We start from the raw sequence: 26,323 nt of genomic DNA on the forward strand, positions 1-26,323 counted from the left end.
CCCCTCGGGCGTAGGAGAGGAATGACCCGCTGTTTCCTCCGCCCCGCCCTCGTCTGCAACAACCAGAGCGGCAGCCACGATCCCGCGATTCACGAAGCCCTCGTTGCCGCCTGCGCGGAGGCCGGCGCGCCGCTCGCTGCCACCTTCATGCTCCCCGAAGACGAGATCCCGGCCCCCGCGGCGCTGCGCGCGAAAGCTATCGACCTCTTACTTGTGTGGACCGGCGACGGGACGATCAATGCGGCGGCAAGCAAAGCGGCGGGTTGGGACGGCGCCGTGCTGCCGCTTCCCGGCGGCACGCTCAACCTCTTGTCGAAAAGACTCCACGGCGACCGGCCCGCACCCGAAATTCTGGCCGATGCGCTCGTCGGGAAGGGAGAGCGGCGCGCCATTCCGATCATTCGCAGCGAGGAGGGCAACGCCTTCATCACGATTGTAGCGGGACCCGCCACCCGCTGGGCCGAAGTGCGCGAGACCATGCGGCAGGACGGGATTGTCGAGGCGAGCCGCGCTGCTCCCGAGGCGCTCGATGAAATGCTGAATGCGCCGGGTGTCCGCGTCGCAGGCGAGGGCGCGGCCTATCCTGCGATCGTCCTGACCCCGACCAAAGCCGGCGTTCGTGCCGACGGCATATTGACCGAAGGAGCGGCCGATGTGCTGCGTCACGGTCTCGCCTGGCTTGGCGGAGATTTTCGCGAAGGGCCGAACGAAGCGATTACGTGCAGCGAGACGATCATCCTCGAAAGCGAGACCCCGATAAGCCTTGAATATGACGGCGAGCTTCGTGAAATTTCCTCGCCTGCGCGCTTCGCGCTCGGCACCAGCGCGGTCGACTTCGTCGCGACGGCATGACGCTGCTTTTCCACATCAGCGATCTCCATTTCGGGCTTGAAGATCCTGCCGCGCTCGCCTGGTTCGCCGATTGCGTCACGCGCGAGCGGCCCGCCGCGGTGCTGATCACAGGCGACCTCACGATGCGCGCGCGGAGGCGCGAGTTTGCCGCGGCCTGCACGTGGATCAGCGCGCTGGATGTGCCGGTGACGGTCGAGGTCGGCAACCATGATCTTCCCTATTTCAACCTCGTTGAGCGTTTCTTCGACCCGTATCGGCGAATCCGGGGAATCCGGTCGCTAGTCGAACGCGAGCTCGATCTGCCCGGCGTCGCGATCGTGCCGCTCAAGACGACGGCGCGCGCGCAGTGGCGGCTCGACTGGTCGAAGGGCCGCGTTGCGCCGCAAGCCCTCGCCCATACGCTTGCCTTGATCGATGGCGCGCCCGCGGGCAGCCGCATCATTGTCACCGCCCATCATCCGCTGGTCGAGGCCGGAACGAGAGGCCGGGCGCTCACGCGGGGCGGCGCGGCCGCGCTGCGCGAACTCGCGGCCCGCGGGGTCACAGCAGTGCTGACCGGGCATGTTCACGATGCCTTCGATCTCATCCAGCCGACCCCTGCGGGACCCATCCGGATGATTGGCGCTGGAACGCTGTCGCAGCGCATCCGGTCGACCCCGCCGAGCTTCAACGCGCTCAGCCTCGACCCCGCGACGGGCGCACTCGAGGTCGGGGTGCGCAACCTCGCGGCCGCCCCGACCCCCGATATGCAGATCCGCGACATCCCGCCCGACGCGCTGCCCCCGCGCGAGCCTGGCGATCCCGTCGCGCCCATCGGCGCCGTGCCCCCGGTCGACCCGCCGGTGCATTGACGCCGCGTATCTTCCCGTTAGGTTGCAAGAAAAAACGGGATGAGGGAAGATGCTGACAAGAGGTGATGATTATCCGCTGCACCAGACGAGCGAGCCGGTTGCCTTCGCCGGGACCGACCGCAATTTCTACGACCGCTATTTCTTCAACGGCTATAGCCCCGACGGTTCGGTCTTTTTCGCGGCAGCGATGGGTTTCTATCCCCAGCTCGGCATCGTCGACGCAAGTTTTTGCGTCATTGTTGACGGGGTCCAGCACAATCTGCGCGCGAGCCGACGTTCAGCAGGCGAGCGTCTCGATCTCAGCGTCGGCCCGATCGCGGTCGATATCGACACGCCGCTTGAGGTTCTGACGCTCAGGATCTCGCCCGGCGATGGTCCGCTTGCCGGCGAGCTGACCTTTACCGGACGCCATTTTCCGATCGAGGAGCCACGCTTCGTCCGCCGCAACGGCACGCGAATGTTCATGGACTACACGCGCATGACGCAGAACGGGCGCTGGTCGGGCTGGCTGTCGGTCGATGGCGAGCGCGTCGCGATCGGCGACGGCTGGACGGGCACGCGCGACCGGAGCTGGGGCATCCGGCCGGTGGGGGCAAGCGAGCCGCAACCGCCGCCCGAGGGCAATTTTAACCAGTTCTTCTGGCTGTGGACCCCGTGCAATTTCGAGGGATGCTCACTCTTCTTTCACAGCAACGACGACGCTGCGGGCGACGCCTGGAACCGACGCGCGGTGATCGTGGGTGACAGCGGAAGCGAACATCATTTCGCTCGCGCGGCCTTTTCCCTCGATTGGCAAAAGGGCTCGCGGCGGATTGCGAGGATGACCGCCGACCTTGGCGCCGGGCGCGCGCTGACGCTGACGCCCTCCGGGCCCATTTTCGCGATGAGCGGGCTTGGCTACACTCACCCTGTCTGGGGTCACGGCCTCGACCACGGCGCCGAGCTCGCGGTGGCGCACGACAGCCTGTCGGAGGCCGAGCGCGGCTGGGGAAATCCGCTGGCAATGCATATCCAGGCGCTCGTCGCGGCCGAGCTCAGCGATGGCAGCGCGGTGCACCGGGGCGTCGGCGTCCTTGAGCAATTGTTCGTCGGCCCGCACGCCCCGACCGGCCTTTCCGGCCTGATGGACCCCGCGCGATGAGCTTTCCGACGTCGCCGGAGGCGATGACCCCGGCGTGGCTTGCCGAGGCAATGGGACAGGAAGCGTCGGCGCTCGACGGCTTCACCGCAACCAAGGTCGGCACGGGGCAGATGTGCGACAGTTTCCGCCTCACGCTCGACTGGGCACCCAGCGTCGACGCGCCCCCGACGGTCATCGCCAAATGCCCGAGCCACGATGAGGCGAGCCGCCATATCGCCAAGCTCACGGGCACCTACGTCAAGGAGGTGAGCTGGTATCGCGAACTGGCGAAGGGCAGCGGCGTCGCCGCCCCCCAATGCCATTATGCCGACATCGCCGCCAATGAGGTCGATTTCATCCTCCTGCTCAGCGACCTCGCCCCCGCGCGGCAGGGCGACCAGCTTGCCGGACTGGGGCCGCGCGCGCTGGATCCATGCATCGACGCCGCGGCGGGACTTCATGCGCTGCTGTGGAATGACGCACGGCTCGACGCCCTCCCCTGGCTCGCCCGCGATAGCGGCGACATCGTTCGCGCACTTTTCCCTCAGCTCTACCTCGGCTTTCGCGAACGCTACGCGGCGCGCCTCGCGCCCGAAGTGCTCGACGTCGGCGCGGGCCTGGTCGAGCGTCTTGACGCATGGCTGACGCGCCAGCCCGCTGCGCGGACGATCGTCCATGGCGACCTGCGTATCGACAACATCCTCTTTGCCCCGGACGGAGACCGATGCTGGCTCGTCGACTGGCAGACGCTCGGCCGGGGCAGCGGCGCGACCGATCTTGCCTATCTGGTCGGAACGAGCATCGCCGATCCCAGCGATCGCGCGGCTGCCGACCGCCCGGCTTTCGACCGCTGGCTCGCCGCGCTCAGCGCCCGCGGCGTCGACCCCGACCCCGAGGGGCTATGGACCGATTACCGGATCGGTGCGCTTAGTGGCTATTTCATGGCGGTGTTCGCCTCGATGAACGTCGAGCGCACCGAGCGCGGCGACGAGATGTTTGCGGTGATGGCCGAACGTCCAGCGCGCCAGGCGCTCGCGCTGGGGAGCCTCGATCTGCTCTAGGCGGGTTGTCGCAGCGCGGCGGCACCATGGAGATGGGGACGAGCAAAGGCCGCGGGCCGTGCGCGCATCGAGCTTTCGTGCCCGGCCGGTCCGGTCCGGGCTCTCATAGAATAAGGGCGGCCCGTTGCCGGACCGCCCTTCTCTGTTCCACCCGTCGGCGGAAAAGATGATCAGCGCTTCGAGAACTGGAAGCTGCGGCGGGCCTTGGCCTTGCCGTACTTCTTACGCTCCACTGCGCGGCTGTCGCGGGTCAGGAAGCCAGCCGACTTCACTGCGCCGCGGAGCGCAGGTTCAAAGCGGGTCAGTGCCTGCGCGATGCCGTGCAGCACCGCCCCGGCCTGGCCCGAGAGCCCGCCGCCCTTGACGGTCGCGACAACGTCATACTGGCCAACGCGATCGGTCAGGCCGAAGGGCTGGTTGATGACGAGGCGCAGCGTCGGACGCGCGAAATAGACTTCCTGGTCGCGGCCGTTGACGGTGATCTTGCCCGTGCCGGGCTTGACCCACACGCGCGCGACGGCGTCCTTGCGGCGGCCGGTCGCGTAAGCGCGGCCCTGCTTGTCGACCTGCTTTTCGCGGAGCGGAGCGGTCGGGGCGGCCGGAGCGACGGTGCCTTCGACGGCGCCGGCGAGGTCCTTGAGATCGGTCATGGTCTGTTCGTCAGCCATTATGCACCCACCTTGTTCTTGCGGTTCATCGACGCGACGTCGAGCACTTCGGGGTTCTGCGCGGCGTGCGGATGTTCGCTGCCGGCGAAGATGCGCAGGTTGCGCATCTGCTGGCGGCCAAGGGGGCCGCGCGGGATCATGCGTTCAACGGCCTTTTCGAGCACGCGCTCGGGGAAGCGGCCTTCCAGAACCTTCTGGGGGCTGGTTTCCTTGATGCCGCCGGCATAGCCGGTGTGCTTGTAGTAGCGCTTGTCGGCCAGCTTGTTGCCGGTAAAGGCCACTTTCTCCGCGTTGATGACGATGACATTGTCACCGCAATCGACATGCGGGGTAAAGCTCGGCTTGTGCTTGCCGCGCAGGATGTTGGCGATGATCGAAGCAACCCGGCCCACGACCAGGCCGTCGGCGTCGATCAGCACCCATTTCTTTTCGACCGTTGCGGCATTCGCCGACTGGGTCGTCTTGGTCAGCGCCTTCATGGCACGCTCCTTGAAAAGATGGACGAGGGTGACAGGATCAGGATCCGCCGCCCCAAATAAGCCGCGCCGCCAGCCCTCAGAGGGCGAAGCGGCGCTTCGGAGCGGCCCAATGACGATAAGCGGGCTGAAAGTCAAGCTCTGCGCGGCTTTGCTGACGGGTATTATAATACCTTAGTGGTCAGCTGGGGTGCAAAGGCGGACGCCGGCAGGCTCAATTGGCCCCCTGCGTCCGGCCCAGACGGTGGAGCCCCGCCGCCGCGACCGCGACGAGAATCGCGCCGGTCACCTGATGCAGCACGGCGATCCACATGGAAACGCCGGTGATCACGGTGAGGATGCCGAGCGTCATCTGCGCTGCGACGACCAGCAAAAGCCACCGCGCCTCGGTCCGCCCACCGCGCCGCCGCAAAGTCCGCGCGAGCAGCAGCAGCGCGAGCGCTGCCGCCCACGACCACCATCGATGGAGGAAATGGATGAGGAAGGGATCGTTGGTGATGGCCAGCCAGACTCCGCCCGACCAGTCGATCCCCTCGGGCACGAAATGATCGTTCATCAATGGCCAGCTGCTCGCGACATAGCCGGCATTGAGCCCGGCGGTCCAGGCGCCGAGCAGAAGCTGGACAAGGAGAATCGCGATCACCACGGTCGCAGCAAGGGTAAGCCGCGCAGGACGCGCCGCGGGGTCGCCTGCCAGCACCCTAAGATCGCGCGCCGTCCAGACGAGACCGCCGAGCAGGAAAAGTGCAGTCAGCAAATGCGTGGCGAGGCGAAAATGGCTAACGTCGGTGCGCGTGACAAGGCCCGAGGCGACCATCCACCAGCCGATCGCGCCCTGCAGCCCGACGAGCGCGGCGAGCGCAAACAGCCGCCAGCCATATCCCGCCGGAACCGCCCGTCGCAGCGCATACCAGGCCAGCGGCACGAGCAGCGCCATGCCGACCAGCCGGCCGAGAATGCGGTGAAGCCATTCCCAGAAAAAAATGCCCTTGAAGGCCGCGAGAGACATGCCCGCATTGATCTCCTTATACTCGGGGATCTGCTGGTACTTCTCGAATTCCGCCTGCCACGCCGCGTCGGTGAGCGGCGGCAGCACGCCCGACACCGGCTTCCATTCGGTAATCGACAGCCCCGATTCGGTGAGGCGTGTAATGCCGCCAACCGCGACCACCGCGATCACGAGCAAGGCGACGGCCCAAAGCCAGCGCGAAAGCGCCGCGGGACGGGGATGGGCGACCTGGGTCATGCGCCGCCCTATCGTCGCTCGCCGGACGATAGGCAAGGGGGCGAAAGGCTCCGCGCGGTTGAAAGTCATGGCCGCGGCCGGCCGCCGCTGGTAACAGGCGCGCGATGCGGTGGCCGCTCCTCCTTACGCCCGTGCTCGTCGGCATGCTCGCAGCCCCCGCCGGCGCGCGCAGCCTGTCCGACATCGCCGCCTTCGCAACCGAGGAAGCGCGGTTCGCGGCCGTATCCCATCGCCTGGTCCGCGCGGGCGCTGGCTGGTGCCCCGACCTCATGCCGCAGCCCGGCTGGCTGCTCGAGGACCGGCGGCGGTTCGATGACGATGAGTTGAGCGCGGTCGCGCAGGTCTATGACGCGCCGGGTGACGGGCCATTCATTGCCGCCATCGCGCCGGGCTCGGTCGCAGATCGTGCGGGTCTCGTGCGCGGAACAGTCATAGCGGCGATCAACGGCCACCCCGTCGAGACGCCGGGCGACGAGGCGACGATCCGTATCGACACGGTGATCGTTACGCTCGCAGCACTCGACCCGGCGGAAGCACTGACGATCACCGACCGGGCCGGACGCTCCTACCGGATCGAGGCCGCTCCGGGGTGCGCCAGCGCCTTCCGTCTCGAGCGCAAAGGCGCTCAGGCGGCTGCCAACGGCGTGCTGGTGCGCCTTCGGTTCGATCTCGCCCGCGAGATCACCGACGAGGCCGAGCTGGCGGCAGTGGTCGCGCACGAACTTGCCCACAACATATTGCGGCACCGCGCCCGGCTCGCCGCGGCGCCGCAGGGCCGTTCGGCCCGCCTCGTCCGTGCGACCGAACTCGAGGCCGACCGGCTGTCGGTTTGGCTGATGAACGATGCAGGCTATGACCCCCAGGCCGCGGTGCGTTTCTGGAGGCGGCACAAGCGGCCGCTGATCCGTGCCGCGACTCATCCGCCGCGCAGCGAGCGTATCGCCGCGATCGAGGCGGAAATAGCGTCCCTGGTCGCGGCCCGCGCTGCCGACCCGCGCGCTCGTCCACCCCTCGCGGCCGCGCCGCCACCCTTGGAATAAGGGCGCGCACGCCTATTTTGGAAGCCTCCTACCCCCTTTTTGCAAAGGATCGACGCCATGACCAAAGAGACCGCCATTTTCGCCGGGGGTTGCTTTTGGTGCACCGAAGCGGTGTTCCAGTCGCTCGCCGGCGTCGAGAGCGTCGAAAGCGGCTACACCGGCGGCCACGCAGCAAACCCCACCTACAAGCAGGTTTGCTCGGGCAACACCGGTCATGCCGAGGCGATCCGTATCGGTTATGATCCTGCGGTGATTTCCTATGACGAGCTGCTCGACGTCTTTTTCGCGACGCACGACCCGACGCAGCTCAATCGCCAGGGCAACGATATCGGCACCCAGTACCGCAGCGCGATTTTCCCGCTCGACGAGGCGCAGGAAGCCGCGGCGCGCGCCGGGATTTTGCGCGCGCAGGAGGACCGCGCCGAACCGATCGTAACCGCGATCGAACCGCTGTCGGACTGGTACCCGGCTGAGGATTATCATCAGGCCTATTGGGAAGGGGAAGGCCAGCGCAACCCCTATTGCCTCGCCACGATTCCTCCGAAGCTTGCCAAGCTGCGCAAGGGCTTTGCCGACCGATTGCGCAGCGACGAGGCGCCGGCATCCTGAACGATCGGTGTTGCATATCGGCCGCATGACGTCATTTTTCATTGACTCTCAAGCGGTTTGGACTGGCGGTCCCGGCCATGTTGGGGCAGCGTGATCCCCGCAGTTAGGGATCACCGGGTGTCAGCGTCGTTATTTCTGTTCTGGGCCGTATTCGCCACACCGCAAATGTCGGTTCAGGCCGCAAGCCAGACGATCATCGAAAATGGCGAGGCGGGCCTGGCGCGGGCCGTGAACCGGATGGTCGGTGGTATCATCGCCTATGTGCGCTGGCCGCACAGCCGCGGCACCGCCCCCCGCACCCTGTGCCTGGTCGGCACGCCGCGACTGACCAGCTCGATCGCGCCCGACATGCCGGGCGATGGTCAGGTGCTCGTTCGCCAGGCAACGGCCGGCGGAGTGATGACCGCCGGCGACTGCGACATCCTGTTCCTCGGCCGAACGGCCGAGGGCGATCGCCGGCGCCTCATCGAATGGGTCCGCGGGCAGCCGACGCTGACCATCACCGACGATGACCCAGGCTGCCGCAAAGGCGCGATGTTCTGCCTCGCCCGCAAGCCGGCCGGGCTCAGCTTTTCGGTCAATCTCGACGCGATCGGCCGCGGGCCGCTCCGCGTCGATCCGCGCGTGCTGCGGATCGGCGGCGCCGAGGGAGACGGGTCATGACCGACCGGGCTCCGCGGGGGACCACCCTCCAAAAACTGATATCGCGCTTTCATTTCGGAATCACCCTGCTCGCCGTCGCGCTGTCGGGGATTACCATTCTCCTCGCAGGCATCACCGCGATGCGCGGCCATGCCGACCGCAATATCGAGCTCGCAGCGCAGCTCGGCGCTTATGGTGTCGAGCCCGCGCTCGTCTTCAATGATCCACAGGCGGCGCGCGATGGGCTGAAACCGCTGACCGATATTCCCGGCATCGCCCGCCTGCGCGTGCTCGACGACCGCGGTCACGCGCTCGTCGAATGGAGTTCGCCGAGGCGCGACCCGGCGCCCATCCTCACTCGCCTCTTCTTCCCCGAGCCCTTTGCGCTCACGGTCCGCCGCAATGGTTCGGCGATCGGCTCGATCGAGGTGTGGGGCGATTCGACCACGCTCACCGGCTATGTCCGCATCGGCCTGCTCGCTGGCCTCGCATGTCTGCTGATTACCGCGCTGGGAACCATCGCGCTTGCGCGCCGATTCGAGTATGAGCTCGTCAAGCCGCTCAATGAAATTGCCACCGTAGCGCACGACGTGCGGCTCCACCGCCGCTTCGATAAGCGGGTAAAAAACCTCAGTATCGCTGAGCTCGACCGGCTTGGGGGCGACATCAACGCGCTGCTCGACGAGCTCGATGGCTGGCGGGGCCATATGGAGGATGAGCGGGCGGCGCTTGCGCATCGGGCCGCGCACGACCCGCTGACGTCGATGCCCAACCGCTCGGCTTTCGATGAAGAACTCGACTGCCGTCTCGAAGCGGCGGCTGCCCAGGGTCGCCGATTGGCGCTGCTGTTCATCGACGTCGACAATTTCAAGACGGTGAATGACGGCCATGGTCATGCTGCGGGTGACGCCGTTCTCATCGCAATCGCACGGCAAATCCGCGCGGCACTGCGCCCAGGCGATTTCGCGGCTCGCATCGGCGGCGACGAATTCGTCGTGGTCATCGACCCGGTCGACCCCGCAGCCCTCCCAGGGGCGCTCGCCGAGCGGATCCACGCCAGCGTCGCGGGGCCAGTCGAACTTCCAGGCGGCGAGTCTTACGACACCGCGATCAGCATAGGCGCGGCGCTCTACCCCGAGGACGGCCATGATGCGGCGGCGTTGCTGACCGCTGCCGACGCCGCCATGTATGAAGATAAGCTCAGCCATCGTTCCTGATGCGAGGATATGCCGTGACCCAACCCCGCCCCTGGCTTCGCCCGCTTTTTCTGACCTTCCTCACCGCTCTTCTTGCGGCCTGCCAGAGCATGCCGGACCCCTCCCCCTTCACCCGGGAGCAGATCGCGGCGCTGCAATCGGAGGGCTTTATCGAGACCGATGAGGGCTGGGAACTGACGCTCAATGAACGGCTGCTCTTTCCGATCGACGAAAGCCGGTTGCAGCCGGGCCAGGGCGAGCGCATCGCGAAGCTCGCAGGCCATCTGATATCGGTAGGTATCTCCACTGCCCGGGTCGAAGGACATAGCGATTCGACAGGGACCGAGGCGCACAACCTCAAGCTCTCCCAGGCACGCGCCGAGGCCGTCGCCGAGCCGATGCGCGCAAGCGGCATGACGTTCACGCCCGACCAGATCGTGGGCCGCGGCGAGGCCGATCCCTTGTCGAGCAACGCGACGGCCGTGGGGCGTCAGGACAATCGCCGCGTTGTCGTGATCGTGACGCCCTGATCCCGCGCCGCCGAACCGCGCGAGAGGCGCCCCATCGGCACCTCCAAAGAGCGCGCCCGCGCTGGTGACAACCCTTCCGCTGCTCGTTACAACCTTGCTCGGTGCAGCAAGGACTCGCGACCCAATGACGAGATCCGCGGCATCGCAGCAGGTGCTGCCGGGTCGTCGGCACGGGCTTTGGCTGCACCCCGAGGGTGCGATGCAAGAGGGGGCGACGACGCATGACAAAAGCATCCGACCTGTTCATCGAATGTCTTGAGGAAGAGGGCGTCGAATATATTTTCGGCGTGCCGGGGGAAGAGAATCTGGACTTTCTCGACAGCCTTTCGCGGTCGAAGAAGATCAAGCTGATCCTGACGCGCCACGAACAAGGCGCAGGCTTCATGGCCGCAACCTATGGCCGCCACACCGGGAAGACAGGCGTGTGTCTTGCGACCCTGGGTCCGGGCGCCACAAATTTTGTCACCGCGGCCGCCTATGCCCAGCTCGGCGGGATGCCGATGATGATGATTACAGGCCAGAAGCCGATCAAGAAATCGAAACAGGGCCGTTTCCAGATCCTCGATGTCTGCTCGATGATGTCGCCGATCACAAAATATACGCACCAGATGGCCTCGGCGGACAATATACCGAGCCGCGTGCGCGAGGCCTTCCGGCTCGCCGAAGAGGAAAAGCCGGGCGCGGTGCATATCGAGCTCCCCGAGGATATTGCCGACGAACACACCGACAGTACGCCGCTCAAACGCAGCCATTCGCGTCGGCCGACCGCCGACGTCAAATCGATCCGCGAGGCGGTGAAGGCGCTTGAAAGCGCAAAATCGCCGGTCCTCGTGATCGGTGCGGGCGCAAACCGCACGATGACGAGCCGTATGCTGCTCCAGTTCATCGAGAAGACCGGCATTCCCTTCCTCACCACCCAGCTTGGCAAGGGCGTGATTGACGAACGGCATCCGAAATTTCTGGGTTGCGCCGCGCTGTCTGCGGGCGACTTCGTTCACCGTGCGGTCGAGGCATCGGACTGCATCGTCAACATCGGACACGACGTGATCGAAAAGCCGCCCTTCTTCATGCAGCGTGGCGGCCCGACGGTGATCCATGTGTCGACCAAGACCGCAGAGGTCGATCCTGTCTATTTTCCGAATATCGAGGTGATCGGCGATATCGCCAATGCGATATGGCAGATGAAGGAAGATATCGTTCCCAGCGGCGGCTGGGCGTTCGATCATCTGCTCGCCTATCGCAAGGCCGAAGTCGATCATACCGCGCCGCTCGCCATGGACGAGCGCTTCCCGATCTTCCCGCCGCATCTCGTGCAGCAAGTGCGCGACGCGATGCCCGACGACGGCATCATCTGCCTCGACAATGGCGTCTATAAAATCTGGTTCGCGCGCGGCTATACCGCGTGCCGGCCGAACACGGTGCTGCTCGATAACGCGCTCGCCACGATGGGCGCCGGTCTGCCGTCGGCAATGATGTCGTCGATGCTCTATCCCGATCGCAAGGTCATGGCGATCTGCGGCGACGGCGGGTTCATGATGAACAGCCAGGAAATGGAGACCGCGGTGCGCCTCGGCCTCAATCTCACCGTGCTGATCCTCAACGACAACAGCTATGGCATGATCCGCTGGAAACAGGCGAATATGGGTTTCAAGGATTGGGGGCTGACCTATGGCAACCCCGATTTCGTCAAATATGCCGAAAGCTATGGCGCCAAGGGCTACCGGGTCGAAAGCGCTGCGCATTTGAAGGACCTTCTTGCCCATACGCGCGATACGCCGGGGGTGCACCTGATCGATTGCCCGGTCGATTATTCGGAGAACGACCAGATTTTGAACATCGACATCAAACGGCTGTCGAAAGAACTTTGATTTTCCGCTCCCCTCCCGCGAAAGGAGGGCAGCGAGACCTGCCAGCCTGCTGGCTCGTCGCGGCGGCGTGGCAGACCGCGCCGCTGCTGGCCCACCCCCGACCCCTCCAGCAAGAAGGAGGGGGGAGAAATGGAAATGAAACTCAAGGACGTCTACCCGCTCTACCTCAACAACAAGGCGGTGCAGCCCAACACCGACCTTGCCGTCACTGACAAGTACACAGGCGAGGTCGCCTTCCGCACCGCGCTTGCAACCCCGGAGGTAATCGACGAGGCGATTGCGGGCGCGGTGCGTGCCGCCGAACCGATGGCACGGCTCGCAAGCTTCGAGAAGCAGGATGTCCTCAACCATTGCGTCGCACGGTTCCGGGAACGCTTCGACGAGCTTGCCTATGCGCTGTGCGTCGAGGCGGGAAAGCCCATCGCTGACGCGGAGGGCGAGGTCACGCGGCTGATCGACACCTTCCGCATTGCCGCCGAGGAGGCGGTGCGCAACTATGGCGAGGTTCAACCGCTCGACATCTCGGCGCGCGCCAAGGGCTATATGGGGATGTGGAAGCGCGTCCCGATTGGCCCGTGCAGCTTCATCTCGCCCTTCAACTTCCCGCTCAACCTTGCAGCGCACAAGGTCGCCCCGGCAATTGCGATGGGCTGCCCCTTTGTGATGAAGCCGGCGTCAATGACGCCGCTGGGCGCGATCATCATGGGCGAGGTGCTCGCCGAATGCGACATATTGCCCGAGGGCGCGTTCAGCATCCTGCCCGCCACCCGCGACGGCGCAGACCTCTTCACGACCGACGAGCGGCTGAAACTGCTGAGCTTCACCGGCTCGCCCGGCGTCGGCTGGGATCTGAAAGCGAAGGCCGGGAAGAAGAAGGTCATTCTTGAACTCGGCGGCAATGCAGCGGTGATCGTCGACAAGGACGCCGACCTCGATCATGCACTCGCCCGAATCATCTTCGGCGCCTTCTACCAGTCGGGACAGTCGTGCATCGGGGTGCAGCGGATCATCATCCATGCCGATATTTACGATCAGTTCCGCGACATGCTCGTCGCAAAGACGAAAACCCTCGTCGCGGGCGATCCAAAGGACCGCAAGACCTTCATCGGCCCGATGATCTCCGAGAAGGAAGCCGCGCGGCTGGCAGGCTGGATCGACGAGGCGGTGGCGAACGGCGCGAAGCTCCTCGTCGGGGGCAAGCGCGAGGGCGCGATGCTCGAGGCAACGTTGCTCGAAGGGGTCGACCGCAGCGCCATGGCTTACCGCGAGGAAGCCTTCGGTCCGCTCGCGATCCTCTCCAAATTCACCGACTGGAATGAGGCCCTCGCCGAGATCAATGACAGCAAGTTCGGGCTTCAGGCCGGACTGTTCACGCGTGACATCAACCAGGTGCTCGAGGCGTGGGACCGGCTCGACGTCGGCGGGGTGGTCGTGAACGATGTCTCCTCCTACCGCGTTGACAACATGCCTTATGGCGGGGTCAAGGATTCGGGGCTCGGCCGTGAAGGCATTCGCTTCGCGATGGAGGATATGAGCGAAATCCGCAATCTGGTGATCCGCCGGGTCTGACCTTCCGCGTGCCCCCCGCTAAATGCTTGCGTGTCCTCCTGCACCTGGAGGCGCAGGCGTGTTAGGCGAATAAATCGCTTGCCACAGGCGCGCTACAAATGTAGCTAGGCTACAAATGTAGCGCAAAAGGTGATTCGCATGCTGTCCAGTTTGCCCCCGCGGGAACGCGAAATCGTCGATATCCTTTATGAAAATGGTCCCTCGACCGTGCCGGAAATCGCCGCGGCGCTGAGCGACGCCCTGTCCGGCTCGGCAATCCGCGCAATGCTGAAGCGGCTCGAGGGCAAAGGCTTTGTCGCGCGCGAGCCTTCCGACCGCGGCTTCCTCTATGCTCCGAGCGTCGAGGGCAAGGCCGCGAGCAAGTCGGCGCTGAGCCAGGTCGTGCGCGTCTTCTTCAATGGCTCGCCAACGAGCGCCGCTGCGGCGCTGCTCGGCATGCAGGATGAGATGAGCGCGTCCGAACTCGACGAGCTTGAAAAGCTGATCGCCGAGGCGCGCGACGCGAGGAGGACATGATGATCACCGCAACCCTGCTCGCCGGGATCGCCTGGAAATCGGCGCTGATCGCCGGCCTTACCCTGCTGCTCCTTCGCCTCGCGCGCACCCGATCGGCCGCAGAGCGCTCCTTGATTGCGCATGTCGGCCTCGCAGCCCTCCTCGCGCTCCCGGTCGCAGCCTTGCTGCTTCCGATCTGGGCGCCGCTGCCTGCCGCCTGGTTTGCCGAGGCCGCCCCCGCGGCGGCAAGCGCGCCAGCGGCAGGCTCGGTCGCTGCCGATCTCGCTTCCGTCGCGGTCTCGGTCTCGGGCACGGCCCAGTCCGTCGCCGCGGAGGCCCCGGCGTCGTGGCTCGCTTCATTGCCCCCGCTCGCCGATCTTGCGCTCCTTTTCTATTCGCTGCCCCTCGCCCTGCTTTTTGCGACGATGCTCGTCGCCGTCGTGCGGCTGTTCGCCATGCGCGGGCGTGCTGACGTGCTCGTCCAGCCCTCGTGGCTCTCGGCGCTTGCCGAAGCTCAGCGGCGCATGGGCTTCAAGCACGGCACCGCGCTCCTGGTCAGTGAGGAGCTGCGTTCGCCGATCAGCTGGGGCGTGCTGCGTCCGACGATCGTCCTCAGCCCCAAGGCGGTCGAAGCGGTCAGCGAAGCCGAAGCGATCATCGCGCACGAGCTTGCTCACGTGGCTCGGCTCGACTGGGCGAAGCTGCTCTCCGCGCGGCTCGCCTGCGCAATATTCTGGTTCAACCCGCTCGTCTGGATGCTGGCGCGCGAGAGCCACCAGTTGCGCGAGGAAGCCGCGGACGATGCAGTTCTTCTCGCCGACATTGATGGCCCCGACTATGCAACCCTGCTCGTCGGCGCGGCGCGCCACGACAACAAGGGTACGCTGATCGCAGCGCACGGCGTGGCGCCGGGCAAGAACAGCCTCAAGCGCCGGATTACCCGCGTCCTCGATACGCGGGCGAGACGCGGCCCGCCCAGCGCAAGCTGGTTTGCAATGACGCTTGCCTTTCTCGCCGGTGTCACCGTCCCTCTCGCCGCCTTCTCGGCAACGGGCGCGCGCTTTGCGGACGAAAGGGAAAACGCCCTCGCCGCACCTGTGCCTGCCGCGACGCCCATGGCGGCGGCGAGCGCGCCAGGGAAAGAGGCGCCCGCCACCGCTCAGGCCGGACTGCCGGTCGACCAGCTCGTCAGCATGAAGGCGATGGGGGTCACTCCCGACGATGTGCGCGGAATGCACGGCAACAAGGGCCTCGACCCCGACGACGTGATCGCGGCCAAGGCCGTGGGCGCCACCCCTGCCTATCTCGGCCGGATGCGCGCCCTGTTTCCGGGCGCAGACACAGATGATCTGATCGGTGCGGCAGCCCTCGGAATCGACCCCGGCTACGCCCGCGAGGTGCAGTCCTATTTCCCCGGCCTTGACCTTGACGACCTCGCCGGCATGCGGGCGGTCGGCGTCACCGGAGACTTCATAAGCGAGACACGCAAGTCGGGCGTGCGCATAGCGGACCCCGACGAGGCGATCGAGCTTCGGGTCACCCGCGGGGTCAATATCTCGCAGGTGGTCTCGCAGACCCTCGGCACCGCGACGAGTGCAGCCTCGACAAATGCCCGCAGCAAGGGCCCCGGATCGCGCACCGAAACCCCTGAGCCACCTGCCCCCCCGCAGCCGCCCGCAACGAACGACTGACGCCGGCCGCCCGGCCCGCCGGGCGCTGACGAATAGCCCCAACCCCAAGAACGAAAAACGCCGCATCAGCGGCGAGCGACGGTGCTCGCCCGCGATCCGCGGCACGAAGGAGACATGCCATGAAAGCCCTGATCGTTACCGCGAGTCTCGCGATGCTCTCCGCGCTGGCCTCGACGGCTCCGCTGCAGTCCACAGGCGCACCCCCCGTGATGACCGACATCCGCTGGGACATGCTCCCCCCCGAGGGCAGCCGCGAGATCGACAATCCGCGCCTGCACATCCGTTCGGATCGATCGAGCAGCACCCTCGCGCTGGATGGATCGCGCCCCGAAACTGCGGCGGCACAGCGGGCGCTTGCGGGCGCCGCCGGACCGGTCGCCTTCGCTGTGACGCACGAGGCGGGCACGCTCGCCTGCGACGGCCGGCTGTCGCGCCGATACGAAGGCGGGGGCGGCTGCCGGTTCGCCGCCGCCCCCGGCTTTGAACAGGCGCTCGCTAAGCACGGGATCAGGCCGAGCGATCGAAGTGACCTGCTCGCAATGCTTCTCGCCAATGCCACGATCGAGCTTGCCGACGGGCTGTCGCGTGCCGGGCTTCCCCCACAGGATGCGGACGAGCTGGTCGCCGCCGCAGCGCTGCGCGTCACACCCGCCTATGTCCGCGATCTGCGCGCGGCGCCAATGAAGCTCACCTCGCTCGACGACGTCTTCGCCTGCCGCGCTCTTGGCATAAACGCCGCCTACGTCCGTGAGCTGGCGGGCGCGGGCTATACCGATCTCTCGCTTGAGGATGTTATTTCGATGAAGGCGCTCGGCGTCACCGGCGACTATGCCCGGCGGATGAATGCAGCCGCGGCGGAGGTGAGCCAGTGAGAATCGCCGCCAGCCTGCTCACCATAGCTGCCCTTCTTTTTGTCCAACCCGCGCGCGCGCAAGACGCTCCGGCGAGCGGCGATGCGCCGCTGCCTGAAGCCGCAAGGAGCGCAACGCTCGCGAAAGCGCTTGCGGGGAAAGTCTATACTCCCGCTGACTTTGTCCGATATGCGCCGCGCAACGCCCTTGACATGCTGAACCAGGTTCCCGGTTTTGCGATACGCGAGACCGAGACGGTGCGGGGACTGGGACAGGCGACAGGGAACGTGCTGTTCAACGGCGCGCGGCCCTCGACCAAATCGGACACGATCGCCACCCAGTTGACGCGCATCCCCGCCGCCAACGTCGAGCGGATCGAGATTGTCGACGGCGCGAGCCTCGATCTTCCGGGCCTTTCAGGGCAGGTTGCGAACATCGTCTTTCGCGCCGACAGCTTCTCCGGGCAATTCTCCTGGAAACCCGAATTCCGGGCGCATTACACCGACCCCCTGTTCACCCGGGCCGATATTTCGGTGCGGGGGCGCAAGGGTGATCTTGAATATGAGCTTGGCATCAACAACGACACGAGTTCGCGCAGCGGTGCGGGTGGCGGCACCGTCATCACCGACGGCACGGGCGCGGTCCTCGAGCACCGCAAGGACATCTGGAATACCCATTATGACACGCCCAAGCTCTCCGCCAAGCTGACCTGGGACCCCGCGGGCGACAGCATCGCAAATCTTGGAGCGCATGTTCAGCGCCGCTGGTATCGCTATGACGAAGCCGGCGCCTGGAGAGCGCCCGGCGGGCTCGATCGCCTCCGGACCGTGCGCGAGACCGAGACGACCTGGAATTACGAGCTTGGCGGGGATTATCAGTTCGGCCTCGGCGCCGGAAAGCTCAAGCTGATCGGTCTTCGCCGGTTCAGCCACGAGCCGGTGTCCCAGGAGGTGGTCCTACGCCCCACCGACGGCTCGCCCGCGAGCGGCGATCGCTTCACCCAGACAGGCGACGTCGGCGAAACAATCGCCCGGGGAGAATATGACTGGAAGATGCTCGGCGGCGACTGGCAGCTATCGGGCGAGGCGGCCTTCAACACACTGCGGAGCGTTGCACGGCTCTACACGCTTGACCCGGCCAACGACGATTTCGCCGAACTGCCCTTCCCGCAAGGCACGGGCGGGGTGAGCGAAGACCGCTATGAGGCTCTCCTCAGCTTCGGCCGCAAACTCACGGACAAGCTATCCTTCCAGCTCGTCGCGGGGGCCGAGCACTCGACCTTGACCCAGGACGGTGCAAACGGGCTCGAACGCAGCTTCTTCCGGCCCAAGGGATCGCTGACCCTTGCCTGGATCCCCACCGCGGGTCTCGATCTGTCGCTCAAGGCACAGCGACAGATCGAGCAGCTCGATTTCTACGACTTTCTGGCGCGCGCTTTCCTCAATGACGACAACAACAACGTCGGAAACGCCGACCTGCGCCCGCAGCAGAACTGGCGCTTCGAGTTCGAGGCGAACAAATCGCTCGGCCGGTGGGGGTCGACCAAGCTTCAACTCGTCTATGTCGATGCGGAGGATTTCGTCGATGTCGTTCCGGTCGACGGGGGCGAGTCGGTCGGCAATATCGCCAAGGCATGGGCGGCAGCGGTCGCGTGGTCGGCGACGATCAATCTCGACCCTGCAGGACTGAAGGGCGTGAAGATCGACCTGAGCGTCGACATCGAGAAATCGGGGCTGCGCGACCCCTTTACCGGCGAGACGCGCCAATGGAGCGGGTTTCAGGATCGCTCGGCGGAGTTCTCGCTTCGCCATGACATTCCCGCGAGCAACTGGGCCTGGGGTGCCACGGCCGTCTACGGTCGCTACCAGCCCAATTACCGGCGCAATGAGGTCAACCGCACGTGGGAGGGCCCGGTGTTCGCTTCGCTGTTCGTCGAGAACAAGGATGTCATGGGAATGACCGTGCGCGCCGAGCTCTCCAATGCGATCGACGCGCGGTCCCGGCGCGAGAGGACGGTATACGAAGGTCTGCGGGGGGAAAGTCCGATTGCCTTCCACGAAAGCCGCGACCGACTGATCGGGCCGATCTTCAAATTCTCGGTGCGCGGGAAATTCTAGCGGTGATCGGCCCGCCCTGAGAAACCAACGTCCTGCCCCCTCGCGCAGTTGACGCGCGGTTGGGCGCAGTCACAAGCGGACTCGAGGCGGTCGCCCGGATCAAATGGCCCGGAACGCCCAATTTTCCAGACAGGGCGTTTATTCGGATATGAGTTTCTTCCATCGCTTCGGGGCGGCGTCGCACGGCATGGCCATCGACCTCGGCACGGTCAACACGGTCGTTTATGTCCGGGACAAGGGGATTGTGCTCAACGAGCCTTCGGTCGTCGCGCTCGAAACGCGCGACGGGGTGCGGCGGGTCAAGGTCGTCGGCAATGAAGCCAAGCTCATGATGGGCAAGACTCCGGCCAATATCCAGGCGATCCGCCCGCTGCGCGACGGCGTCATCGCCGATATCGATGTCGCCGAACAGATGATCAAGCATTTCATCACCAAGGTGATGGACGGGCAGAGCCGCTTTCGGCAGCGTAGCCAGGTTGTGATCTGCGTGCCCTCGGGATCGACGATGGTCGAGCGCCGCGCGATCCGGGACGCAGCTTCCAATGCGGGCGCGCTCACTGTCCAGCTTATCGAGGAATCGCTCGCCGCCGCGATCGGCGCCGGGCTGCAAGTCGCGGAGCCGATGGGCGAGATGGTCGTCGACATCGGCGGCGGGACGACCGAGGTCGCGGTGCTCTCGCTGGGCGGCATCGCCTACAGCAATTCGGTACGGGTCGGGGGCGACAAGATGGATGACATGATTTCCTCCTACATTCGCCGCAAACATAATCTGATGGTCGGCGAGATGACCGCCGAGCGGGTCAAGCTCACCATCGGCTGCGCCGTAGCGCCCGAGGGCAGCGGGCTGGTCATGGGCGTGAAGGGCCGCGACCTTGTGAACGGTCGTCCCGCCGAGGTCCGGGTGTCCGAGGCCGAAGTGGCCGAAGCTCTTGCCGAGCCGGTGGGCCAGATCGTCAGCGCCGTGCGTGCGGCGCTCGAACAGACCCCGCCTGAACTCGCAGCCGACATCATCGACGCCGGCATCACGCTGACGGGCGGGGGCGCACTGCTCCGCCGGATTGACGAGGCGATCGCCAAGGCGACGGGTCTCGACGTCCGGGTTGCCGACGATGCGCTGATGTGCGTGGCAAAGGGCGCAGGGCATGCCCTTGAGAACAGCACCTATCGCAATGTTCTGATCGCAGCCTGACCTTCAAAGCCTAGGTGTACGCATCGATTGCGGCGAGGTGGCGAGCACGCTCATCCTCCTCGAGAAACGATCCTGAAAAGCTGTTGCGCGCCAGCGTGACAAGTTCGGCGCGTGACAGGTCGAGCGCATCGGCGACAGCCTGATAATTGGCGTTCACATACCCCCCGAAATAGGAAGGATCGTCCGAATTGACCGTCGCGGCGAGTCCGGCTTCAAGCATCCGCCGGAGCGGGTGCGCCGCCATGTCATCGACGACGCGGAGCTTGAGATTTGAAAGCGGGCAGACGGTGAGGCACACCCCTGCGTCGGCGAGGCGGCGAACAAGCGCGGGATCCTCGAGGCTACGGTTGCCATGGTCGATCCGGTCGACCTTGAGAAAGTCGAGTGCTTCTTCCACATAGGCAGGTGGACCTTCTTCGCCGGCATGCGCGACAAGCTTCAATCCCAAAGAGCGCGCGAGGGCGAAGACCCGCGCGAACTTCGAGGGCGGATGGCCGACCTCCGACGAATCGAGCCCGACGCCGTCGATGCGCGCGATAAAGGGCAGCGCAGCATCGAGCGTCGCCTCGGCGTCCGCCTCGCTGAGATGACGAAGAAAGCAGAGGATCAGTTTCGAGGTCAGACCGTGCTGCTCGCGCGCCTCATCGAGCGCGCGGGCAATGCCTGCGATCACGGTCTCGAAGGCGACCCCGCGCTCGGTATGCCCCTGCGGATCGAAAAAAATCTCGACGTGGCGGACATTGTCTGCACGCGCGCGGGCGAGATACGCGGCCGTGAGTTCGTAGAAATCCTCTTCGGTGACGAGAACGCTCATTCCCTGGTAATAGATGTCGAGAAAATCCTGGAGGTTCGAAAAGGCATAGGCCTCGCGTACTTCCTCGACGCTCGCGAAGGGAATGGCGACGCCGTTGCGCTGCGCGAGCCTGAACATGAGCGCGGGTTCGAGCGAGCCTTCGATATGGAGATGCAGCTCCGCCTTAGGGAGCTCTGCGATGAACGCCGCCCGCTCGGCGGCCGAGGCAAAGCCGTCAGCCATGGGATGCCTTCTCCTCACGAAGAATAATCGCTGCCTCAGGCTTGTGGCGGCGGATTTCGTCGACCGACAGGCCGTGGAATTCGTGCGGAAAGATCAGCCAGCGGTCGGTCTCGTGAACGAAAAAGTCGGGAGCGAGGTCGGTGACGTTGCGGCGCGGCTTGTACCAGACGGTCGCAATGCGGATGTCGCGCGGCATATTATGGCGGCAGCGCGCCCGTAGTTCGCCCAGAAAGGCTCGGATGCTCCGCCCCGAATCGAACACGTCGTCGATGATGAGAAGGCGGTCGTCGGGGTTGAGCGTGTCGATCAGATAACCGAGCGCAAACACCTTCACTTCAGAGTCCTGCCGGTCGATATCATGGTAGGAAGAGGTACGGATCGCGATATGGTCGCAAGGCCGCCCGTGATAGTCGAGCAGTTCCTGGACCGCGATTCCGACCGGCGCGCCGCCGCGCCAGATGCCGACAAGATGGGTCGGCGCAAAGCCGCTTTCGAGGATCTGCATGCCGAGGCGCAGCGAATCGGCGAGCAGGCTGTTCGCGTCGATGTAGATTTTCCTGTCGTCGCTCATGACCCGCGGTTTAGGCCTGCCCCGCTCCGCTCGCAAGCTGAGCCCGTCAAACGGTCAGCACGATCTTTCCGACATGCGCGCCGGCCTGCATCCGCATATGGGCAGCGGCAGCTTCGGCGAGCGGGAAAACCTCGTCCATCGCGGGCTTCCACGCGCCTTCGCAGAGCAGCGGCCAGACGGCGCGGTGGATCTCGTCGGCGAGCGCAGCCTTGAACTCGGCGCTGCGCGCGCGCAGCGTCGAACCGGTCAGCGTCAGACGCCGCCGCATCACGTCCGACATGTCGATTTCCGCCTTCGCGCCGCGCTGAAAGGCGATGCTGACGTGGCGGCCATCCTCTGCGAGCGCTGCAAGGTTGCGCGGCACATAATCGCCGCCGACCATGTCGAGCACAGCATCGACCCCGCGTCCGCGGGTAAAGGCCTTCGCCGCGGCGACATAATCCTCGTTCGAATAATCGACGGCGAGGTCGGCGCCGAGCGCGCGCGCCGCCTCGCACTTTTCCGCACTGCCGCAGGTCACGACAGTTCGGATGTCGAACAGGCGGCAGAGCCCGATCGCGGTGGTGCCGATGCCGCTGGTACCGCCATGGACGAGCACCGTGTCCCCTTCCTTCACCCAGGCGCGCTCGAAGAGGTTGTGCCAGACCGTAAACATCGTCTCGGGCAGCGCCGCAGCCTCGGCCATCGAAAAGCCCTTGGGCACCGGCAGGCAGCTTCCTGCCGGCGCGACGCAATATTCGGCATAGCCGCCGCCAGCGACGAGCGCGCACACGGCTTGCCCCATGAGTTCCGGGTCGCCCCCCGGGCCGATCGCGGCGACGGTGCCTGCAACCTCAAGCCCTGGCAGGTCGGACGCGCCCGGCGGCGGCGGATAATATCCCATGCGCTGCAGCACGTCGGGGCGATTGACCCCGGCGGCCGAAACGCGAATCAGCACCTCGCCGGGACCGGGGCGCGGCACGGCGCGCGTCTCGGACAAGAGAACCTCTGGCCCGCCCGGTTCGCTGATGGCGACGGCGGTCATCCGTTCGGGCAGGCTGGTCACCCTATTTCCCCCACTTTGCATATATTTCTCGATTGGCGCGCCTTATTGACAGGCGAGGCGCGCGGGTCAACAGTCGCGCGCTTTCGAAATGCAGGGACCAGCGAGAAAGGACACGCCATGGACGATGACGACCTTCCCCGCCGCCAGGGCGACGCGCTCGCGGCCCTGACCCGCCAGCCGCTGGACCCGCTGTCCCTCGACGAACTCGACGAGCGTATTGCCGTGCTCCAGGCGGAAATCGAGCGCGTCCGGGCGCACAAGGCCGCCGCGGGAAGTTTCAAGGCGAGCGCGGAGGCGCTGTTCAGGAAGGGGTAGTTACCCCGCCGGACGCATCCGCACGAGAAGCTTGTCCTTGAGGACATAGTGGTGGAAGAGCGCGGCGGCGGCATGGAGGCCGATCAGCCAATATCCGATCGTGCCACCCAATTCGTGGAGCGCCTCGATCGTCTCGGCGAGACCCTCGTTCGGGGCGATGAGCGGCGGCAGCTCAATACCGAAAAACGGGATGGGTTTTCCATCGGCGCTCAGGATGAGCCAGCCGGCGAGCGGCATGCCGATCATGAGCAGATAAAGAGCAGAATGGGTCAGACCCGCGGTCCACCGCCGCCAGGCAGGTTCCGCCAGGGGTGCCGGTGCCGGCCAGACCAGCCGCGCCCCTATCCGGATCCACACGAGCGCGAAGACCAGGAGGCCGAGCATGAAATGCCATTGCTTGAACTCCTCGCGGATGTCGCTGCCTTTTGGCCAGAACTCCCTGAACTCGATCGCCGCATAGACGGCGGTTATGACGAGCAGCATCAGCCAGTGAAGCAGGATCGATGCCTGGGCATAATGTCCGGAGTGGTTGGCAGCTTTCATGGAATTTTCTCCCTCGCGCCACGCACCACAATATTGCCCTTCGGGCATTGATCCTGATCAACGCTGGCGGCGATCGAGGCGCCGGACCTCCGCCTTCGCCCAGCGGTCAATTTCCCAACGAAGCGTTAACCATAGTGCAAGCCTGATATCCTATTTTAGCTCCTGCCTCCGCTTTTCCCTTGCGGCGGGGCGGCGGCATCGCCACCTTAGCGTCCTAGGGGCGGCCTCTCCCCGGCTCGTCCCGCAAGGAGAACGACCATGCCGTCCTTTTCGGAGTCCCTCGAAAAGACCCTGCACAACGCGCTGAAAGCCGCGTCCGAGCGTCACCACGAATATGCGACGCTCGAGCATCTGCTCTATGCGCTGATCGACGATGATCACGCAGCAGAGGTCATGCGCGCCTGCGGTGTCACGCTCGACGATCTCCAGTCGGCGGTGGTCCATTATCTCGACACCGAACTCGATAGCCTGAAGGTGGAAGGACACAGCGACCCCAGCCCCACCAGCGGTTTCCAGCGCGTCGTCCAGCGTGCCATTCTGCACGTCCAGTCCTCGGGCAAGGATGAGGTGACGGGCGCCAACGTCCTCGTTGCGCTTTTTTCCGAACGCGAAAGCTATGCGGTCTATTTCCTCCAGCAGCAGGATCTGACCCGCCTCGACGCCGTCTCCTATCTCAGCCACGGCGTCGGCAAGGGCGGCAAGCCCGCCGCGCAGGCGGAACCTGAAGAAAAGGAAGAAGCGAAAGACAAGGAGGGTGCGAAGAACAAGAAGGAAACCGCGCTCGACCAGTTCACCGTCAACCTCAACGAGAAGGCGAAGGGCGGCAAGGTCGATCCGCTGATCGGCCGCAGCGCCGAGGTCGACCGCACGATCCAGATCCTCTGCCGCCGCAGCAAGAACAACCCGCTTTATGTGGGCGACCCGGGCGTTGGCAAGACCGCGATCGCCGAGGGACTCGCGCGCAAGATCGTCGAGGGCGACGTGCCCGAGGTTCTGAAGGAAGCGGTAATCTATTCGCTCGATATGGGCGCGCTCCTCGCCGGTACGCGTTACCGCGGCGATTTCGAGGAGCGGCTGAAACAGGTCGTGTCCGAACTCGAAGGTCTGCCGCACGCGATCCTCTTCATCGACGAGATCCACACGGTCATTGGTGCCGGGGCCACCAGCGGCGGCGCGATGGACGCCTCGAACCTGTTGAAACCCGCGCTATCGGGGGGCGTCATCCGCTGCATCGGGTCGACGACCTACAAGGAGTTTCGCAATCACTTCGAGAAGGACCGCGCGCTGCTGCGCCGTTTCCAGAAGATCGACGTCATCGAACCGAGCCTTGAAGACACGAAGAAGATTCTCGCCGGGCTGCGCGAAGCGTTCGAGAGGCATCACAACGTCAAATATACGAACGACGCCATCAACGCCGCGGTCGACCTCTCGGCGCGCTACATCAACGACCGAAAGCTCCCCGACAAGGCGATCGACGTGATCGACGAAGTCGGCGCGATGCAGATGCTGGTGCCGCCTTCGAAGCGGCGCAAGACGATCACGGCCAAGGAGATTGAGGCCGTGATCGCGACCATGGCGCGCATCCCGCCCAAATCGGTGTCGAGCGACGACAAGCGGGTGCTCGAAACGCTCGAAACCGACCTCAAGCGCGTAGTGTTCGGCCAGAATGTCGCAATCGAGGTCCTGTCTTCGGCGATCAAGCTGAGCCGCGCAGGCCTGCGCGATCCCGAAAAGCCGATCGGCAACTATCTCTTCTCGGGTCCCACCGGCGTCGGCAAGACCGAGGTTGCAAAGCAGCTGGCGCACCTGCTCGGCATTCCGCTCCAGCGCTTTGACATGTCGGAATATATGGAGCGGCACAGCGTGTCGCGTCTGATCGGCGCGCCTCCGGGCTATGTCGGCTACGACCAGGGCGGACTCCTGACTGATGCGATCGACCAGAATCCGCATTGCGTACTGCTGCTCGACGAGATCGAGAAGGCACACCCCGACCTGTTCAATATCCTCTTGCAGGTGATGGATCACGGCCGGCTGACCGACCATCACGGCAAGACGGTCGATTTTCGCAACGTCATCCTCATCATGACGACCAACGCGGGCGCGAGCGACATGGCGCGCGAGTCGATCGGGTTTGGCCAGGCGACGCGCGAGGATGCGCAGGAGGAAGCGGTGAAGAACCTCTTCACCCCGGAGTTCCGCAACCGCCTCGATGCGATCGTGCCGTTCGGCTATCTGCCGCCCGAGGTCGTTGCGCGTGTGGTCGACAAGTTCATCCTCGAACTTGAGCTCCAGCTCGCCGATCGCAACGTCCACATCCAGCTCGACGAGGCGGCGCGCGGGTGGCTGACCACGAAAGGCTATGACAAGCTCTATGGTGCGCGCCCGATGGGCCGCCTGATCCAGGAAAAGATCAAGCAGCCGCTCGCCGAGGAACTGCTCTTCGGCAAGCTCGTCCACGGCGGCGAGGTCAAGGTGAAGATGAAGGAGGGCGAGGACGCCAAGGTCGGCAACCCCCTCACCTTCGAAATTACCCCCGCGCCGCCCAAGGGCGGCAAGGGCAAGGCGAAGGGCAAGGCCGAAAAAGTAGCAGAATGACGGAGAGCCATTGGCGCGTCAGATGGGGCTGCTGAGAACATCATGGTCGATGAGCGGGATATTCTGCACGCCTTGGCGTCTGTCCAATGAGATGCCGATATGGAGGTTGCTCGCACGCGTATGGAGCGCTGAAAGTCGGAGCCTGAG

The 26,323-nt window shown here is 65.2% G+C and carries 25 protein-coding genes; 18 read left to right on the forward strand and 7 right to left on the reverse strand.

Annotation, left to right across the window (positions count from 1 at the left end; genetic code table 11):
• Positions 1 to 21: 21 nt before the first annotated feature.
• The 4 genes from LH20_RS15925 to LH20_RS15940 are packed head-to-tail and all read left to right on the forward strand — an operon-like array spanning position 22 to position 3,884.
• Positions 22 to 852 carry a diacylglycerol/lipid kinase family protein gene (locus tag LH20_RS15925; protein ID WP_053555071.1) on the forward strand — a complete coding sequence of 277 codons (831 nt, stop codon included), beginning with the start codon at positions 22 to 24 and terminating at the stop codon, positions 850 to 852.
• Positions 849 to 1,703, forward strand: a complete 855-nt coding sequence (locus LH20_RS15930; RefSeq protein WP_053555072.1) for a metallophosphoesterase family protein — start codon at positions 849 to 851, stop codon at positions 1,701 to 1,703. Before LH20_RS15925 ends, LH20_RS15930 begins: the two co-directional genes overlap by 4 nt.
• A gap of 49 nt (positions 1,704 to 1,752) precedes the next feature.
• Positions 1,753 to 2,844: a hypothetical protein gene (locus LH20_RS15935; RefSeq protein ID WP_053555073.1), complete on the forward strand. Its 1,092-nt coding sequence runs from the start codon at positions 1,753 to 1,755 to the stop codon at positions 2,842 to 2,844.
• Positions 2,841 to 3,884 carry a phosphotransferase family protein gene (locus LH20_RS15940; protein WP_053555074.1) on the forward strand — a complete coding sequence of 348 codons (1,044 nt, stop codon included), beginning with the start codon at positions 2,841 to 2,843 and terminating at the stop codon, positions 3,882 to 3,884. Before LH20_RS15935 ends, LH20_RS15940 begins: the two co-directional genes overlap by 4 nt.
• 170 nt (positions 3,885 to 4,054) lie before the next feature.
• Here the strand turns inward: LH20_RS15940 and rpsI are convergent, their stop codons facing one another.
• The 3 genes from rpsI to LH20_RS15955 all read right to left on the reverse strand — a co-directional run bounded on the left by rpsI (position 4,055) and on the right by LH20_RS15955 (position 6,274).
• Positions 4,055 to 4,552, reverse strand: coding sequence for a 30S ribosomal protein S9 (gene rpsI / locus LH20_RS15945; RefSeq protein ID WP_053555075.1), 498 nt, complete (start codon positions 4,550 to 4,552; stop codon positions 4,055 to 4,057).
• Positions 4,552 to 5,031: a 50S ribosomal protein L13 gene (gene rplM / locus LH20_RS15950; RefSeq protein WP_053555076.1), complete on the reverse strand. Its 480-nt coding sequence runs from the start codon at positions 5,029 to 5,031 to the stop codon at positions 4,552 to 4,554. The genes rpsI and rplM overlap by 1 nt, the downstream gene beginning before the upstream one ends.
• 211 nt (positions 5,032 to 5,242) lie before the next feature.
• Complete coding sequence (locus tag LH20_RS15955) at positions 5,243 to 6,274, reverse strand: COX15/CtaA family protein (RefSeq protein ID WP_053555077.1); 1,032 nt, start codon at positions 6,272 to 6,274, stop codon at positions 5,243 to 5,245.
• A 104-nt stretch (positions 6,275 to 6,378) separates the two neighbouring features.
• Here LH20_RS15955 and LH20_RS15960 point away from each other — a divergent pair, with 104 nt between their 5' ends.
• The 12 genes from LH20_RS15960 to LH20_RS16015 all read left to right on the forward strand — a co-directional run bounded on the left by LH20_RS15960 (position 6,379) and on the right by LH20_RS16015 (position 20,071).
• Positions 6,379 to 7,314, forward strand: a complete 936-nt coding sequence (locus LH20_RS15960; RefSeq protein ID WP_053555078.1) for a M48 family metalloprotease — start codon at positions 6,379 to 6,381, stop codon at positions 7,312 to 7,314.
• A gap of 57 nt (positions 7,315 to 7,371) precedes the next feature.
• Entirely contained in the window at positions 7,372 to 7,923 is a 552-nt protein-coding gene (msrA, locus tag LH20_RS15965; protein ID WP_053555079.1) for a peptide-methionine (S)-S-oxide reductase MsrA, read from the forward strand.
• A gap of 165 nt (positions 7,924 to 8,088) precedes the next feature.
• The gene (locus LH20_RS15970; protein WP_235527001.1) at positions 8,089 to 8,586 is read left to right on the forward strand and encodes a YfiR family protein; all 498 of its coding nucleotides are present in this window, start codon (positions 8,089 to 8,091) and stop codon (positions 8,584 to 8,586) included.
• The gene (locus tag LH20_RS15975) at positions 8,583 to 9,782 is read left to right on the forward strand and encodes a diguanylate cyclase domain-containing protein (RefSeq protein ID WP_053555081.1); all 1,200 of its coding nucleotides are present in this window, start codon (positions 8,583 to 8,585) and stop codon (positions 9,780 to 9,782) included. The genes LH20_RS15970 and LH20_RS15975 overlap by 4 nt, the downstream gene beginning before the upstream one ends.
• 14 nt (positions 9,783 to 9,796) lie before the next feature.
• Complete coding sequence (locus LH20_RS15980) at positions 9,797 to 10,291, forward strand: OmpA family protein (RefSeq protein ID WP_235527002.1); 495 nt, start codon at positions 9,797 to 9,799, stop codon at positions 10,289 to 10,291.
• Between the two features lie 221 nt (positions 10,292 to 10,512).
• Positions 10,513 to 12,159, forward strand: a complete 1,647-nt coding sequence (locus LH20_RS15985; RefSeq protein WP_053555083.1) for an acetolactate synthase large subunit — start codon at positions 10,513 to 10,515, stop codon at positions 12,157 to 12,159.
• 135 nt (positions 12,160 to 12,294) lie between these two features.
• The gene (locus LH20_RS15990) at positions 12,295 to 13,728 is read left to right on the forward strand and encodes an aldehyde dehydrogenase family protein (RefSeq protein ID WP_053556328.1); all 1,434 of its coding nucleotides are present in this window, start codon (positions 12,295 to 12,297) and stop codon (positions 13,726 to 13,728) included.
• A gap of 138 nt (positions 13,729 to 13,866) precedes the next feature.
• Positions 13,867 to 14,244 (forward strand): BlaI/MecI/CopY family transcriptional regulator, encoded by a 378-nt coding sequence (locus LH20_RS15995; RefSeq protein ID WP_053555084.1) that lies wholly within the window; start codon positions 13,867 to 13,869, stop codon positions 14,242 to 14,244.
• Positions 14,244 to 15,914, forward strand: a complete 1,671-nt coding sequence (locus LH20_RS16000) for a M56 family metallopeptidase (protein WP_053555085.1) — start codon at positions 14,244 to 14,246, stop codon at positions 15,912 to 15,914. The genes LH20_RS15995 and LH20_RS16000 overlap by 1 nt, the downstream gene beginning before the upstream one ends.
• 119 nt (positions 15,915 to 16,033) lie before the next feature.
• Positions 16,034 to 16,786: a hypothetical protein gene (locus tag LH20_RS16005; RefSeq protein ID WP_053555086.1), complete on the forward strand. Its 753-nt coding sequence runs from the start codon at positions 16,034 to 16,036 to the stop codon at positions 16,784 to 16,786.
• Positions 16,783 to 18,882 carry a TonB-dependent receptor plug domain-containing protein gene (locus LH20_RS16010; RefSeq protein ID WP_053555087.1) on the forward strand — a complete coding sequence of 700 codons (2,100 nt, stop codon included), beginning with the start codon at positions 16,783 to 16,785 and terminating at the stop codon, positions 18,880 to 18,882. The genes LH20_RS16005 and LH20_RS16010 overlap by 4 nt, the downstream gene beginning before the upstream one ends.
• A gap of 148 nt (positions 18,883 to 19,030) precedes the next feature.
• Entirely contained in the window at positions 19,031 to 20,071 is a 1,041-nt protein-coding gene (locus tag LH20_RS16015) for a rod shape-determining protein (RefSeq protein ID WP_053555088.1), read from the forward strand.
• Positions 20,072 to 20,081: 10 nt separating this feature from the next.
• On the opposite strand, the gene LH20_RS16020 is transcribed toward LH20_RS16015, so the two are convergent.
• The 3 genes from LH20_RS16020 to LH20_RS16030 are packed head-to-tail and all read right to left on the reverse strand — an operon-like array spanning position 20,082 to position 22,723.
• The gene (locus tag LH20_RS16020) at positions 20,082 to 21,107 is read right to left on the reverse strand and encodes an adenosine deaminase (RefSeq protein WP_053555089.1); all 1,026 of its coding nucleotides are present in this window, start codon (positions 21,105 to 21,107) and stop codon (positions 20,082 to 20,084) included.
• On the reverse strand, positions 21,100 to 21,678 hold the full coding sequence (locus LH20_RS16025) for a phosphoribosyltransferase (RefSeq protein WP_053555090.1): 579 nt from the start codon (positions 21,676 to 21,678) through the stop codon (positions 21,100 to 21,102). The genes LH20_RS16020 and LH20_RS16025 overlap by 8 nt, the downstream gene beginning before the upstream one ends.
• 46 nt (positions 21,679 to 21,724) lie before the next feature.
• Positions 21,725 to 22,723 carry an NAD(P)H-quinone oxidoreductase gene (locus LH20_RS16030; RefSeq protein WP_083455458.1) on the reverse strand — a complete coding sequence of 333 codons (999 nt, stop codon included), beginning with the start codon at positions 22,721 to 22,723 and terminating at the stop codon, positions 21,725 to 21,727.
• A gap of 117 nt (positions 22,724 to 22,840) precedes the next feature.
• On the opposite strand from LH20_RS16030, the gene LH20_RS16035 reads away from it, so the two are divergent.
• Entirely contained in the window at positions 22,841 to 23,038 is a 198-nt protein-coding gene (locus tag LH20_RS16035; protein ID WP_053555092.1) for a DUF1192 domain-containing protein, read from the forward strand.
• Here LH20_RS16035 and LH20_RS16040 read toward each other — a convergent pair whose 3' ends face one another.
• Complete coding sequence (locus LH20_RS16040) at positions 23,039 to 23,581, reverse strand: cytochrome b (protein WP_053555093.1); 543 nt, start codon at positions 23,579 to 23,581, stop codon at positions 23,039 to 23,041.
• A 258-nt stretch (positions 23,582 to 23,839) separates the two neighbouring features.
• Here LH20_RS16040 and clpA point away from each other — a divergent pair, with 258 nt between their 5' ends.
• Positions 23,840 to 26,176, forward strand: a complete 2,337-nt coding sequence (clpA, locus tag LH20_RS16045; protein WP_053555094.1) for an ATP-dependent Clp protease ATP-binding subunit ClpA — start codon at positions 23,840 to 23,842, stop codon at positions 26,174 to 26,176.
• Positions 26,177 to 26,323: the final 147 nt, after the last annotated feature.

The organism is Sphingopyxis sp. 113P3 (assembly GCF_001278035.1).
In the GTDB taxonomy this organism is placed as follows: domain Bacteria; phylum Pseudomonadota; class Alphaproteobacteria; order Sphingomonadales; family Sphingomonadaceae; genus Sphingopyxis.